Below are 13,926 nucleotides of genomic sequence, written 5' to 3' on the forward strand. Positions count from 1 at the left end.
TATTGAATGTGTGCATGCTTTAATTTTAGTTATTATCGTCAAAAAGGGCAGATATCTGCCCTTTAAAATTTATATGTTACTCGTTAATACTTATTTGTATTGAATAGAGTAAACCACGTTGCTGATAACTGTACCGGCAGTGGTTGCGCCATCAGCATAATATTGAACCGCATACGGCAGTGAAGCAGAACCCGTAGAAGCATCAATATAAGTCGTGCTGGTCGTCTGGTTGCTGTTACCGGCTTTAATTGGCGTCATGGCGTTAGACGCGTCCAGCAGTTCCAGGCTAACCTGACCGGCAGTACCGCTTACATTTTTCAGGTGACCGGTAACCACATCGACACTTGGGCCTGCTTCAAAGAAAGCAGAAACTGTTTTCAGGGTGCCAGCACAGTCGCTCAGCGCCATGTTAAAGCCTGTGCTACCAGCAACCTGGTTAGCAGAAGTCAACTGGTTGGTACCGACAGTTGGCAGTACCACTGTTGCGTCTGCACCCTGGCCGTCGACGGATACGTCACAAGTAGACGCTGTCAGTTCACCGTTAAAGGTGATGGTACCGGTAGAAGCGGCTTGAGCAGCGTTAACACCCGCGAATGCAGCAACGATTGAGGCAATAATAGCTAACTTTTTCATTTATATTTCCAATTAATAATAGATGTATGAGTTAAATAACTCAGTACTGTTGTGTTAATTTGGTGGTGGTTATTCCACAAGAATCCATTAGATATTTATTTATCGCTGCTGGGCAATAAGACCAGTAATGAGTTTTTTCAACCATCCAATAAATGTCGAAGCTCAATATATATACTAGGTAGCGAAAACGATATTTTAAATATCTTTTAAGAGCGGGAGTAAAGCGGGTTTCTAATATTCACAATGTCCGTGCTGTATATTAAGCGACTTAGAAACCTGAAACACCCTTGTCGCTGTGCTCACTTGCTATGGATTGAAGTATACGCGATCGATTCATCTAGTAAACATCGATATTGCAGATCAATGGTCTGAAAGCAATATTGGTTTGCAGTATATTATACCGAATACTGTCTTTTCCGAAGATTTTTAGATCGTCTACATATAGAAAAGTAATCGTTAATGTGGATTAAGATCATTTTAGCAGATTATTATGTTTTTATTTTAAAGAATAAAATAATCCATTTCCATTTTGGGGGGTAAACAATCCCAAACACCCCGCATTTTAGCCTACAAATAAAAAATAAAATTCCCACAACGGAGTGGGAATTTTATTTTTTATTTGCCTGTGTTAGTACATTTATCCTACATTCATTTAACTTAATTCTCGATAAATACAAACTAACATCATGCTTTTTTTTATAAAAATACAAGGCCCATCTTTTGGTAATTTGCACATAGCCAGTAGTGATAAACTTACCGCTGGCTTCAACGCAATACCCCTGAAATGGAATAACGGCCAGGCAGCCAGCAAACGGCAAATTGGTCGGGAATCTATTTGGACAGCATTTATGCTAGCCCGTAGGATGAGCTGGCTCAAGTCAGTGATTCGGGTGACGAATCTGCCGGGAGCAGATTTGAACGCTGCTTTCAGCGGCGCCAAGGACGAAGGAAACAGCCAAAGTCATTGTCGTTGCAGCCAGGCAGCCAGCAAATGAATCCCGATGAGCTGGCTCAAGTCAGTGATTCGGGTGACAAATCTGCCGGGAGCAGATTTGAACGCTGCTTGCAGCGGCCTCAACGAGGCGAGGCCCAAGGATGGGCCGAGTATACGCCCCATTCCCGAACGAAACGCAACAAACCATCATGCGTTATGCAGCGAGTAGATACTCTAAAAATACCTCATTCGGTGAGCTGTATTCCAGAGATTTGCGCCCCCGAGTGTTGAGGATGTGCTCCAGTCTCGCAATATCTTCATCGCTGACGCCATTAAAATCGGTTCCTTTCGGATAAAACCGCCGTATCAGACCGTTGGTATGCTCATTCAACCCCCGCTCCCAGGAATGATAAGGCCGGGCAAAGTAAACCTTTGCGCCCGTTACCTGAGTGATGTCCTTATGTTTCGCAAACTCGGGTCCGTTATCTGCCGTCAGGGTTTTAAACTCGCAGAAAGTATTCGCCACGATGTCCCTGAACGCTTCCACGACGCTCTCAGCGCACTTATTGGGGAGTTTACGGATAATGACCTGCTTTGTGGCTTTGTCCACGACCGTCAGCAGGAATGACTTCTGGTCTTTGCCAAAAATCGTATCGATTTCAACATGCCCGGGAACCTGTTTGAGTTCAGCCTCAGCAGGCCTGTGCTCAATGCCAACCCTGTCCGGGATGGGCGTGCGTCCGGGCTCACCCGTATCATAGCGATAGCGTTTACCCCGGTGAGGGAGCTGAAGGTAAAGCTTACCGCCAGCCTGTCTGTCCGAACGGATATAGCGGTAGAGGGTATTTTTGCTGACGGCGATATCAAACTGGATTTTCAGTCTCCCACAGATAACCTCAGGGGAGGTATGTACAGCCAGCGCCTGCCGGAGAAAGTCTTGTGTCTGCTGGCCCAGAGGGAAACAGGCATTGTGTGCCGAGGTGGCGCCCCGCCGTTGTCTGGCTAAGGCATCAGCGCGTCTGGAGGAGTAAAGTCCGTTGAAGGCGGGGTCCGTATTACGTCTGAGCTCCCGGCTCAGGGTAGAGCGAGAGACATCCAGTTCTCTGGCAATGCAGGACTGATTAACGCCTTCAGCTTTTCGTTTTTCGATGTAAAAGCGCTCATGCTGAGTCAAATGTTTTCCCTTCATGCAACAGGGTCTCCGACAGGGTCAATACGGCTATTTTATCCGTACCTGACCGGTGGGTCACTTTGTTGCATTTCGTTTGGGAATTGGCGAAGGGCTTAGCTTCCTCAATGCAGGTAATGATCTGATTTATTCCGCCTCTCTGCTTTATAAACATCAGCAGGAGCCAGAGGCATTAGTGTGGGCTAAGCGTTTGGCCTCGCAGTATGTATTGCCACGTGATGCGAAAACCGGTCTTGGTGTTTATCAGTTTACCCAAGCTCTTAAACGGGAAGAGCCAACAGATGACGCAGATACCCACTCCAAGTTCGGTGACCGCGCCCAGCGTCAGTTTGGCCCAGAGTTTGGCCCAGCAGCATTGGAAGGCAACATGATGCTCAAAGGGCGCACCAGCACGCTTTATTCTGAAAATGCGCTGATGCAACTGCAACTGGGTAAAGATCTGGGCAATCAAGGGCAGGATTTATTGAAATGGACCGTGGATGGCCTAAAAGCATTCGCGCAATATGCTTATAACGATAAGGACAACACCTTCCGCCCAATGATTGCTGATGGGCAGGACTTATCCAATTATACACTGCCGCGTGATGGCTATTACGGCAAAAAAGGCACCGTACTCAAGCCGTACAAAGCGGGCAACGAATTCCTGATTTCATATGCCCGTGCTTATGCCATTGATAATGATCCACTGTTGTGGAAAGTGGCTCGCGGTATTGCAAACGATCAGGGGCTGGGTGATCTCGGCACAGCACCGGGTAAAGAGGTGAAGATCAAGTTGGATACCACCAACAGCGATCCTTACGCATTGTTTGCTTTGTTGGATCTCTACCATGCCAGTCAGGTGGCGGAGTATCGGTTATTAGCAGAGAAAATCGGCGATAACATCGTTAAAACCCGCTATATCGATGGTTTCTTTATGGCTTCACCGGATCGTCAATATGCAGATATAGATGCCATTGAGCCTTACGCTTTATTGGCGCTAGAGGCTTCACTACGCAATAAACCACAGGCAGTAGCCCCTTTCCTGAATGGTGCTGGTTTTACTGAAGGTGCTTACCGAATGGACGACGGTTCAGCCCGGATCTCAACCCGTGATAATGAACTGTTCTTGCTCAATGTGGGTGAGAAGCTGCAACCGAACGGCCGTAAATAGTCCCGACAGCGGCCCGTGCTGGGGCCGCTGTTGGTAAAGTGCCGGGCAGTGGCTTCCCAGGGTTGCTTGTCCCGGCGCTTTCCTCTCGGGTTTCTGTGTCGTGATAAAAAGGATAGGTTGATGAAAAAACAGGTTTTAGCCACTCTGGTGTTAGGTTCGTTGTTCTGCGCATCGGGTTATGCCGCGCAGATTGTTGCTGTCACTGCATCGGGTTATGACAGTGAGAAAGGCCATGTTCCGGCGAATATTGCCGACGGCGATGTAAAAACGCGTTGGGCAGCATCGGGAGATAGCTGGATTCAACTGGAATTGGATAAAGCGCAATCCATTGAAAATATTCTCGTGGTTCCATTTAAACCCACCGAACGCAAGCTGAAGTTCTCCATCGCCTATTCCAGTGATGGGAAGAGTTGGCAGCCGCTGGCGCAAGGGCTGGAAACCTCTACGGCGAACAAAAGCGGTGAGAAGCTGACTTTTACACCGGTGACAGCCAAATATATCAAGCTGGACACTTTTGGCACAGATATCAATAAGTGGAGTGCCATTAACGAAGTCGCCATTAACAGTGCTGCCACCGCGCCCACCCGGGCAATTAAATAAGCCTACTGGAAATGGCTAACTCGCCCCCTTGACCAATCATCCTTAAAGGGGGCTATTGCTGCAATACATCGGCTGTTCACGTCGTTCAAAAACCTTCTTTTTCCCCGACACACCATCCCGATTATTTATCTCATTTCTACCCCTTCTGCGGACTAATCATTTTGGTTAATTGTCTGGTTGATCTGTCTGTTTTTCCGTTGTTGCTCTCGCTTGAAGCGTTTCAGTTCTTAATTTCGTGTTAAGGGTGCAATCCAGTGCAACTAATAATTTCCATATTGTTATGAGGGTGTTATTTTCCGCGCAAGCACGGATAAAAAAGAAGTGTCACTCAATCATCACAAAGAGTTAAGCGACAGGCTGCCGTGTATTTACCCAAAAGGACATAGTCATGAAAGTTTCAATATTTAAAAGTCTTTATTTTCAGGTGTTAACGGCGATTACCTTGGGCGTATTGTTAGGGCACTTTTACCCTGACCTCGGCGCTCAGATGAAACCTCTGGGTGATGGATTTGTTAAACTAATTAAAATGATTATCGCACCCGTGATTTTCTGTACCGTGGTTACCGGTATCGCGGGCATGGAAAGTATGAAGGCCGTTGGCCGTACCGGTGCGATTGCACTGCTCTATTTTGAAATTGTCAGCACCATTGCACTATTGATTGGGCTGGTGATTGTTAACGTGGTGCAACCCGGTGCCGGTATGAATATCGACCCGGCAACTTTGGATGCCAAAGCAGTTGCACTTTATGCCGAACAAGCCTCGCAACAAGGGATTGTGCCATTCTTGCTGGATATCATCCCAGGCAGTGTGGTGGGCGCGTTTGCCAGCGGTAATATTCTGCAAGTATTGATGTTTGCTGTTCTGTTCGGTTTTGCCCTGCACCGTTTGGGTGAAAAAGGTCAGCTCATCTTTAATGTTATCGAGAGTTTCTCCCGCGTTATCTTCGGTATCATCAATATGATTATGCGCCTGGCGCCGATTGGTGCTTTCGGTGCGATGGCCTTTACTATCGGTAAGTATGGTGTCGGCAGCTTGGTGCAACTGGGGCAGTTGATTATTTGCTTCTACGCGACCTGTATTCTGTTTGTGGTGGTGGTGCTGGGGTCAATTGCGAGATTCAATGGCTTTAACATCTTCAAATTTATCCGCTATATAAGAGAAGAACTGCTGATCGTATTGGGGACGTCATCTTCTGAGTCCGTGCTCCCGCGCATGCTCGATAAGATGGAGAAAGCAGGGTGTAAGAAATCGGTGGTGGGGTTGGTTATCCCGACCGGTTACTCCTTTAATCTGGACGGCACCTCTATCTACCTGACCATGGCGGCAGTGTTTATTGCGCAGGCGACCAACACCCATATGGATGTTATTCATCAGGTCACATTACTGGTAGTACTGCTGCTCTCCTCAAAAGGTGCGGCCGGTGTGACAGGCAGTGGCTTTATTGTGTTGGCGGCGACCATCTCTGCGGTTGGGCATTTACCACTGGCCGGGTTGGCGCTGATTCTGGGTATCGATCGCTTTATGTCCGAAGCTCGCGCCCTGACTAACCTGATAGGTAACGGTGTGGCAACTATTGTGGTTGCCAAATGGTGTAAACAACTGGATAACGACCAGTTGCAGGCGGTGTTATCAAACAAAACACCACCTAACAGTGAGATAAAAAACGGTCTTTCTTCTTCGTAGCATCAAGTGCGAAAGATATAACCAAGATTCAGTCGATTAGTACGACCAAATCACTACCGGTGGCTTGCTGTCACCGGTAGCACCTCTGCACTATAATCGCGAAAATAATGCCCCGCGATCCATTTTCTGGTGTTAAATACCCTTTAGCTACTATTTTTTACTCTGTTGAGTGACATCGGCAAAAGCATGCGGTCTAACAGAATGGTACACTGCCACCTCCGGTTTTCACGGTGGCGTTGACCGTTGATTTTTCGCCTAATAATGACGGCAGAGCGATCAGTTTGTGATGGCTGGACTGGGGTTATTAAAGCTGGATTGGTTTATGCATGTCTTTATGGCTGCCATATCGATGGCGCTGACAAGTTAAACATGGGCTGTTCGGGTGAAAACACGACTGGCTGGTGTAAATTTGTATCGTTTTAAAATTGGATAGTTTATTAAGTAGGGGTTCACATGCAGGGCACCAGAATTCGTCTCATAGTTGGTGGATTATTGTTGGCTGCCGCCAGCAGTAATGTGCAGGCTGAAGCACTACAACCCGATCCTGCTTGGCAGCAGGGGAAGTTAGAAAACGGGTTCTCATGGCAGTTGCTGGCTACGCCGCAACGCCCAAGCGATCGGATCGAGTTACGTCTGGTTGTTAATACTGGCTCATTATCTGAAAGCGCACAGCAAGTTGGCTTTGCCCATCTGCTACCACGCCTGGCATTAATGAGTAGCGCGAGTTTTACTCCCGCCCAACTTCAGTCGCTGTGGCAACAAGGGGTCGATAACGAGCGCCCGTTGCCACCGGCCATTACATCTTATGATTTCACGTTATACAGCTTAAGTTTGCCCAATAACCGCCCCGACCTGATGAAGGAAGCGCTGGCCTGGTTATCTGATACCAGTGGCAAGCTGGCTGTAAATGAACAAACCGTTAATGCGGCACTGAATGGTGCCACCGATCCTATTGCCACTTTCCCGCAAAATATTCAGGAACCTTGGTGGCGTTATCGGCTTAAAGGCTCTTCTTTGATTGGGCATGATCCGGGTCAACCTGTGGCGAAGCCGGTCGATGTCGAAAAGCTAAAACAGTTTTATGAACAGTGGTACACCCCGGATGCGATGACGTTGTACGTGGTCGGAAACGTGGATAGCCGCAGCATTGCCGCCCAAATTGGTAAAGCGTTCTCTGAGCTGAAAGGGAAACGCGCGACACCTGCACCGATTGCGATGTTAGCGCCATTGCCGCCAGAGCCAGTAAGCCTTATTAATGAACAAGCGGCACAAGATACGCTATCGCTGATGTGGGATACCCCATGGCACCCTATTCAGGATTCCATCGCATTGAGCCGCTACTGGCGCAGTGATTTGGCGCGCGAGGCACTGTTCTGGCATATCCAGCAAGTGTTGGATAAAAGTGATCAGAAGAACCTGAAGCTGGGCTTTGATTGCCGGGTGCAATATCAGCGTGCGCAATGTGCTATCCACTTGAATACGCCGGCTGAAAACCTGACGCCAGGGATGAGTTTTGTCGCCCGTGAACTGGCTAGCTTGCGCGCTAATGGCTTGAGTCAGGCTGAGTTTGATGCGTTGATGGCGCAGAAAAATGATCAGCTAAGTAAGTTGTTTGCAACCTATGCCCGGACTGATACCGACATTTTGATGAGCCAACGTTTGCGTTCACAGCAAAGTGGCGTAGTGGATATCGCCCCGGAACAGTACCAGAAGTTGCGCCAGGCATTCTTGTCGGGTTTGACGCTGGCTGAGCTTAATCAGGAATTGAAACAGCAGTTATCGCAAGATACCACGTTGATTCTGACGCAGCCGAAAGGCGAGCCAGAAGTGAATGTGAAGGCATTACAGGCGGCGTATAACGCAATTATGACACCCCATACGGTGGTGCCAGAGGATGCCACGCCAACAGTAGCGGCAGCGGAAGCAGCACCACCAACACCGACCACTGCGCAGTAATCAAAAAAGCCCGGGCGGTATGTGCCGGGCTTGTCGTTAATGAAATGAATTCATGACGATATGAAGCAGCAGAGGCGGACCGTAGCGACGTCAGTCACCGGCCGCCTGAACCTGTTGGCGAGTATCAAACTGCTGGCATTGCTGCCAGTGGAATGATAGCACCACGATATTGAATCACCGTGCTGGCTGTTAAATGGCCACGTACTGCTGCGTCGTGGGCGCTACCGCCCGTTAAGCGAACCGCCAGATAGCCCGCACTGAAGGAATCCCCCGCAGCAGTGGTATCCACCACTTTCTCTTTCGGCAGTTTGACCGCGGGAACATCATATTGATGGGCTTCAAAACCGTCTTTTACCCAGACGATACACGAGTCCGCACCACGCTTGATGATAATCTCGCTCACGCCCAAAGCCTGAGTGCTTGCAATCACCTGTTCCAGTGGCTTCTCGCCCCACAGCATATCTTCATCATCCAGTGTCAGGAACGCGATATCCGTACAGGCTAACATGTCACGGTAGGCTTCCTGAGTCTCTTGCTTGCTCTGCCACAGGCGTGGGCGGTAGTTGTTATCAAAGATAACTTTGCCGCCGTTGGCACGACAGGCGCGCAGCAATTGCAGCAGACGCTGGCGCGATGCGCTGTCCAGAATGGCCAAACTGATCCCACTAAGGTACAGATAATCAAATTTTTCCAGCCGCTGGCAGATTTCATCGGCTGCCGGGCTGGTCAACCAGAAACGGGCTGCGGCATCATTGCGCCAGTAATAGAAGGTTCGCTCACCGGTGTTGTCGGTTTCGATGAAGTACAGACCCGGCAACTTATTATCCATACGCTGAATAAGATCAGTGTGGATTTGTTCTTGCTGCCAGGCAGCCAGCATCTCTTCACTGAAGTTATCAGTCCCCAATGCGGTCACGTAATGTACATTCAAAGCCTGCTTTGATACCTGACGGGCAACATACACCGCAGTGTTCAGCGTATCACCGCCAAAACCCCGGCTAAGATCGGTACCTTTTTGTGACAGTTCAATCATGCATTCGCCGATAACGGCAATATTTTTGCTGGTCATGGAAAGCGGCCTATTTCTGAATGATGAGTCAGTGATGGGAATGATATTGGGTTATCCCCGGCTAACTTGACGTTGTAGCGTTGTTTGCAGCCGTGCTACAACGCCAATGACTTTGACTATAGTCTCACTGCTGGCTTGGTCGGAGTCAATAGTATTAAAACGACGTTTTAAATTTTTTATGATGTAGGTCGGGAAACTGACAAGTTTCCCGCCACTCAGAACAGAATTATGATGATTTCCGCAGTTCGGTGACGCTTTGACCACCAATACCCCAGTTATCAGTGTCCACTTCATCAATCACGACGACCGTAGTCGCGGGGTTTTTACCTAAGGTATCGACTAATAGTTGGGTGACTCCGGCAATTAGCTGTTTTTTCTGCTCCGCCGTCGCTCCTTCGCGAGTAATTTTAATATTTACATAAGGCATACAGACCTCCATTAACATTAATGGCATTATTGAGTTAACTACTGTAGATGGCTTTAACGTACCGTGCCAGCCCGCTTGGGAGCGATAATCTGTCATGCCGCTATATAAAGTTCTGGTCGCTCGAGTCGATAACATCTCCAGAAAGAAAACCGTTTACCACAGGATGCAATCAGGCTGGCAGCGATATACACTGCCATTACTGTACGGTGTCTTGCAACATGGCGACTAAACTGATGATGACCAATAAAGTATCAGGTTTACTTGCGCCATCCTTTGCCGCTATTGATCGAAATAAAGGACAGAGCTTCTGGCGGCAATGTCAGCGTCGGTACACTTTTCAACCTATCTATCGTACATCTGGTGCGTTGCTGGCAATTGAACTGCTCACGGCTGTTTTTCATCCTTCATCCCCGGATACACGTTTAAATCCAGAGGATTACTTCAGTGCTATTAGTATCCGCGCTCGTTTGGATGTAGTACTGGAGCAGTTGAATATGATTAAGCAGTGGCACGCCATATTTGTTCATCACTCGGTACTGGTTTCGATCAACATTGATGGACAGGCATTGATGGCGATGCAAGATGATCTGCAAGCCAAATTGCTAATCGATGCTATGCCCTATATTCGCTTTGAATTACTCGAGCACGTTGATACCTCCCTTGATACTCCTTTTGCGCGTATTGCTGAAGCTGACCGACTCTGGTTGGATGATTTTGGCAGCGGGCTGGCGAATTTCACTTCATTTATCAGTTGGCGCTATGAGTACATCAAAGTCGCCAGAGATTTATTTATTGTGTTGCAAGAAAGTGAGGTTGGAAACCAACTGTTCTTCACCTTGGTCACCTTAATGGGGCGCTACTGCAAAGGGGTTATAGTTGAAGGGGTTGAGACCTCGCAGGAGTGGGCCATGGTACAACGCTCTGATGCCGCAGCCGCACAGGGTTATTATCTGTCCCGGCCAACTTCATTTGATAGATTACAGACGCTGCCTATGTTGTTTTGTGGTTAATCTTCTCTGAGAAAAAGCACTTCCCTGCCGTGTTGCCTCTGCGCATCACCGGATTCAACTGCCCAAATAATGGATTCTGAACCATCATCGACTATGGTTAGTGTAGTCTTCTGAATCCGCATTATTAATCAGTTAGCTATTTTTATGGCTGATTTTTCGATTAAATTACCGCGAACTGACGTCCATTAAATACGCGCCTGGTGTCGGATTTAGCTTTATCTATTATGAGTACGGGCATGGAGCTGTTATGACAAAAACCGGAAAAGTGCTGACAGGTGTTGGTGGACTTATCGTGCTGCTACTGGCGGCGACGGTGATTTTCGTGATGACTTTTGACTGGAACCGTTTGAAGCCAACCATCAATGAAAAAGTCTCTGCTGAGTTGCAGCGGCCGTTTGCTATCCGTGGCAACTTGGGGGTGGATTGGTCACGTAAAGGGGATGAGCCGGGTTGGCGCGGCTGGATACCATGGCCACATATTCATGCTGAAGATTTGGTGTTGGGTAACCCGTCAGATTTAGTCAGTGATAAAACAGATAATAAAACTAACACGCTAGCCACAGATTTTCCGGCTGGGGAAATGGTCACGTTAAAACGGGTTGATGCCAGTATTGCGCCGTTGGCTTTATTGGCACAGAAAGTGTGGATCCCTCGTATCTGGCTAACACAACCGGATGCCAAGCTGCTTCGTCTGGCTAACGGTAAGAATAACTGGACCTTCAATCTGGCCAATAGCCCTACGCAGGGTGAGGCACCTTCTTCATCTTGGTCAGTGAATATTAACGATATTGTGTTTGATCGCGGTGAAATAACCCTCAGTGATGCCATTCTGAAAGCTGATTTGCACGCCGTGATCGACCCACTGGGTAAGCCATTGCCGTTTGCTGAGGTGACCGGTACTCGTAATGAGACAAAGGATAAACAGGTCACGGATAAGGCGCAGAGCCATACGCCAGATTATGTTTTCGGCTGGAAAATTGACGGTAAGTATCAGAGCCAGCCACTCACCGGCAGCGGAAAAATAGGCGGCATGCTGTCGATGAGTGATGCGAGCGTACCATTCCCGTTGCAGGCTGATGTGCGTTCTGGCTCTACCCGTGTGGTGGTAGCCGGTACCTTAACCGACCCTGGCAATCTGGCGGGATTAGATCTGCAATTGAAATTCTCCGGTGCCAGTCTGGACAACCTCTATCCCCTTATCGGTGTATTGCTGCCCGCGACCCCGCCTTACAATACCGATGGCCGCTTAATTGCCAGCCTAAAGCAAACTGGTGGCGCAGTTTATCGCTATGAAAACTTTAACGGTAAAATCGGTGACAGTGATATTCACGGCAGCCTGACCTATACCGCCAGCCAGCCACGGCCGAAATTAACGGGCAAAATGTCATCAGAAAAATTACGTTTTACTGATTTAGCCCCCTTGATTGGTGCTGACTCCAATCAGGAAAAGGCCAATCGTGGTGAGCGAAACCGGCAGCCTGCAAACAAGGTATTACCGACAGATAAGTTTGATACCAAAAGTTGGGGAGTGATGGATGCAGATGTTACGTATGCGGCTAAGCGTATCGAACGGGATAAATCATTACCTTTGAATAATCTGTCTACCCACGTGGTACTCAATCAGGGTGAGTTACGACTCGATCCACTGCGTTTTGGCATGGCGGGCGGTAACCTTAATGCCACTTTGCGGCTGAATGGCAACAAAGATCCGATGACCGGCAAGGTTGATTTGCATGCCCGTCGCCTGCAATTGAAAGAGCTGTTGCCACAGGTACAGGCGATGCGCAACAGTCTGGGGCAGTTGAATGGCGACGCATCATTTACCGCTACCGGTAACTCAGTGGCTGCGTTGCTGGCAACCAGTAATGGTAACCTGCGCTTGCTACTGAATCAGGGGCTAATCAGCCGTAGCCTGATGGAGTTGTTGGGGCTGAATGTGGGTAACTATCTGGTGGCGAAGCTGTTTGGTGATGATGAGGTGAAAATTAACTGCGCAGTGGCCGATGTGCAGTTGCGCAATGGATTGGCAACACCGCGCCTGTTTGTTATTGATACCGAGAATGCCATTATCAACATTACCGGTAATATCAACTTTGCTACTGAGCGGTTGGACTTATCGGTCAATCCAGAAAGTAAAGGGCTGCGTATTCTGACCCTACGCTCTCCGCTGTATGTGAAAGGAACATTTAAACAGCCTGATGCTGGTGTGAAAGCGGGGCCGTTGATCGCCCGTGGTGCAGTTGCTGCTGTATTGGGTGTCGCACTCACACCTGCTGCGGCCTTGCTGGCACTGATTTCGCCCAGTGAGGCTGATGAAAACCAGTGCACCCCTTTCCTGCAAAAGATAAAGCAAAAGAAATAGAGCAATAAAAGATCTATCGCCAGGCTAATGGGAGCCGGTAAATCAATCAATTTGAACAGGGTAGCGGCTGGGCGGTGAGAGCGAGTAACTAACTGCCCGGCCGTTTTAACTCTACGAAGAAGAGAGCAGCGGCGGCGGCGGTGGAGATAGCAAATTACAGTCGTGATCCTGCAATTCTTCCACGGATGCACGGTGCAGTTTCGTCAGGCTCGCCTGGCTTGCCAGTAGTAAAAATGCCCCATCAGGCAATGCGGTCATGGCTAAACCATAGCGGCCCATACTATCTTTCGCTCCAGCCACCTCATCGGCTAACAGGCGGAATGCACCTGAGTGCTGCAATTCAGCGGCTGTTGTGCGCCGCACCAGATAGTCATGACCTAACAGACCACCTGGCAGGGGCTGCCACTGCTGACGGAAGTTTGCTTCTTGCGCCGCCAGCGCCGCTTTTACCTGTGGTTTCAGGCAAGAAATATGGATATGTAAATGATCCTGACTACGCCCGTATTTTGAATTAATGGTCAGTGAGATATCCGCATCATCAATTGGTGCGCCATATTTATCGGCCATAAAGTGACGGGCTTGCCAGGCATCAAGGAAGTAGTTTGGGCTGCTGCTCGTTAACAACTGTGGGCTTTCCATGCCGCTGATTTTAGCGGTCGGCATCAACAAATACTGCAATGGCCCAACATTCGATTTATACACCACAAAACCAGCCGGTATGTCAGCCGCGACACAAGGCTGCGGGCTATGTTCTGCGACCATATGGGGAACACATTGCTGGCTGACGATTTTCCACAGTGCATCCGCATTGCTAAAACGCAATTTATACACTGTGGCCAGCACCGCAACTGCAAGTAATATCAGTAAAAACCACGGTTTTTTTATATAACGCGACACGGATAGCCCTCTGTT

Annotated in this window: 10 protein-coding genes and 1 pseudogene; 6 read left to right on the top strand and 5 right to left on the bottom strand. The window is 48.6% G+C overall.

All coding sequences use genetic code 11. The features are described from left to right. Nucleotides 1-90: 90 nt before the first annotated feature. Nucleotides 91-633 (bottom strand): fimbrial protein, encoded by a 543-nt coding sequence (locus ACWJJO_RS00500; RefSeq protein WP_083161376.1) that lies wholly within the window; start codon nt 631-633, stop codon nt 91-93. A 1,148-nt stretch (nt 634-1,781) separates the two neighbouring features. Further along, nucleotides 1,782-2,756, bottom strand: coding sequence for an IS30 family transposase (locus ACWJJO_RS00505; protein WP_481090514.1), 975 nt, complete (start codon nt 2,754-2,756; stop codon nt 1,782-1,784). Nucleotides 2,757-2,844: 88 nt separating this feature from the next. On the opposite strand from ACWJJO_RS00505, the pseudogene ACWJJO_RS00510 reads away from it, so the two are divergent. The 4 genes and pseudogenes from ACWJJO_RS00510 to ACWJJO_RS00525 all read left to right on the top strand — a co-directional run. Continuing rightward, nucleotides 2,845-3,906, top strand: a pseudogene (locus ACWJJO_RS00510) (pectate lyase); the annotation flags it as partial. Nucleotides 3,907-4,026: 120 nt separating this feature from the next. Next, nucleotides 4,027-4,506 (top strand): discoidin domain-containing protein, encoded by a 480-nt coding sequence (locus ACWJJO_RS00515; protein WP_372568467.1) that lies wholly within the window; start codon nt 4,027-4,029, stop codon nt 4,504-4,506. 388 nt (nt 4,507-4,894) lie between these two features. Then, complete coding sequence (locus tag ACWJJO_RS00520; protein WP_372560264.1) at nt 4,895-6,190, top strand: dicarboxylate/amino acid:cation symporter; 1,296 nt, start codon at nt 4,895-4,897, stop codon at nt 6,188-6,190. 453 nt (nt 6,191-6,643) lie between these two features. Beyond that, nucleotides 6,644-8,146, top strand: a complete 1,503-nt coding sequence (locus ACWJJO_RS00525) for a M16 family metallopeptidase (RefSeq protein WP_083161360.1) — start codon at nt 6,644-6,646, stop codon at nt 8,144-8,146. Between the two features lie 124 nt (nt 8,147-8,270). Here ACWJJO_RS00525 and kdgK read toward each other — a convergent pair whose 3' ends face one another. Further along, nucleotides 8,271-9,215 carry a 2-dehydro-3-deoxygluconokinase gene (kdgK, locus tag ACWJJO_RS00530; RefSeq protein ID WP_083161358.1) on the bottom strand — a complete coding sequence of 315 codons (945 nt, stop codon included), beginning with the start codon at nt 9,213-9,215 and terminating at the stop codon, nt 8,271-8,273. A gap of 226 nt (nt 9,216-9,441) precedes the next feature. After that, the gene (locus tag ACWJJO_RS00535) at nt 9,442-9,642 is read right to left on the bottom strand and encodes a 2-hydroxymuconate tautomerase family protein (RefSeq protein WP_050086806.1); all 201 of its coding nucleotides are present in this window, start codon (nt 9,640-9,642) and stop codon (nt 9,442-9,444) included. Between the two features lie 218 nt (nt 9,643-9,860). Here ACWJJO_RS00535 and pdeH point away from each other — a divergent pair, with 218 nt between their 5' ends. Then, nucleotides 9,861-10,652 (top strand): cyclic-guanylate-specific phosphodiesterase, encoded by a 792-nt coding sequence (gene pdeH / locus ACWJJO_RS00540; RefSeq protein ID WP_193784750.1) that lies wholly within the window; start codon nt 9,861-9,863, stop codon nt 10,650-10,652. A gap of 247 nt (nt 10,653-10,899) precedes the next feature. Further along, nucleotides 10,900-13,014, top strand: a complete 2,115-nt coding sequence (locus ACWJJO_RS00545; protein ID WP_442820420.1) for an AsmA family protein — start codon at nt 10,900-10,902, stop codon at nt 13,012-13,014. 111 nt (nt 13,015-13,125) lie between these two features. Here the strand turns inward: ACWJJO_RS00545 and ACWJJO_RS00550 are convergent, their stop codons facing one another. Next, the gene (locus ACWJJO_RS00550; protein ID WP_083161352.1) at nt 13,126-13,911 is read right to left on the bottom strand and encodes a CDP-diacylglycerol diphosphatase; all 786 of its coding nucleotides are present in this window, start codon (nt 13,909-13,911) and stop codon (nt 13,126-13,128) included. Nucleotides 13,912-13,926: the final 15 nt, after the last annotated feature.

The sequence above is a fragment of the Yersinia antarctica genome (assembly GCF_056636475.1).

Excerpts from the sequence above, each read along its gene's own strand:
- ACWJJO_RS00500 (WP_083161376.1), bottom strand. The coding sequence starts at position 633 with ATGAAAAAGTTAGCTATTATTGCCTCAATCGTTGCTGCATTCGCGGGT.
- ACWJJO_RS00505 (WP_481090514.1), bottom strand. The coding sequence starts at position 2,756 with ATGAAGGGAAAACATTTGACTCAGCATGAGCGCTTTTACATCGAAAAA.
- ACWJJO_RS00515 (WP_372568467.1), top strand. The coding sequence starts at position 4,027 with ATGAAAAAACAGGTTTTAGCCACTCTGGTGTTAGGTTCGTTGTTCTGC.
- ACWJJO_RS00520 (WP_372560264.1), top strand. The coding sequence starts at position 4,895 with ATGAAAGTTTCAATATTTAAAAGTCTTTATTTTCAGGTGTTAACGGCG.
- ACWJJO_RS00525 (WP_083161360.1), top strand. The coding sequence starts at position 6,644 with ATGCAGGGCACCAGAATTCGTCTCATAGTTGGTGGATTATTGTTGGCT.
- kdgK (WP_083161358.1), bottom strand. The coding sequence starts at position 9,215 with ATGACCAGCAAAAATATTGCCGTTATCGGCGAATGCATGATTGAACTG.
- ACWJJO_RS00535 (WP_050086806.1), bottom strand. The coding sequence starts at position 9,642 with ATGCCTTATGTAAATATTAAAATTACTCGCGAAGGAGCGACGGCGGAG.
- pdeH (WP_193784750.1), top strand. The coding sequence starts at position 9,861 with ATGGCGACTAAACTGATGATGACCAATAAAGTATCAGGTTTACTTGCG.
- ACWJJO_RS00545 (WP_442820420.1), top strand. The coding sequence starts at position 10,900 with ATGACAAAAACCGGAAAAGTGCTGACAGGTGTTGGTGGACTTATCGTG.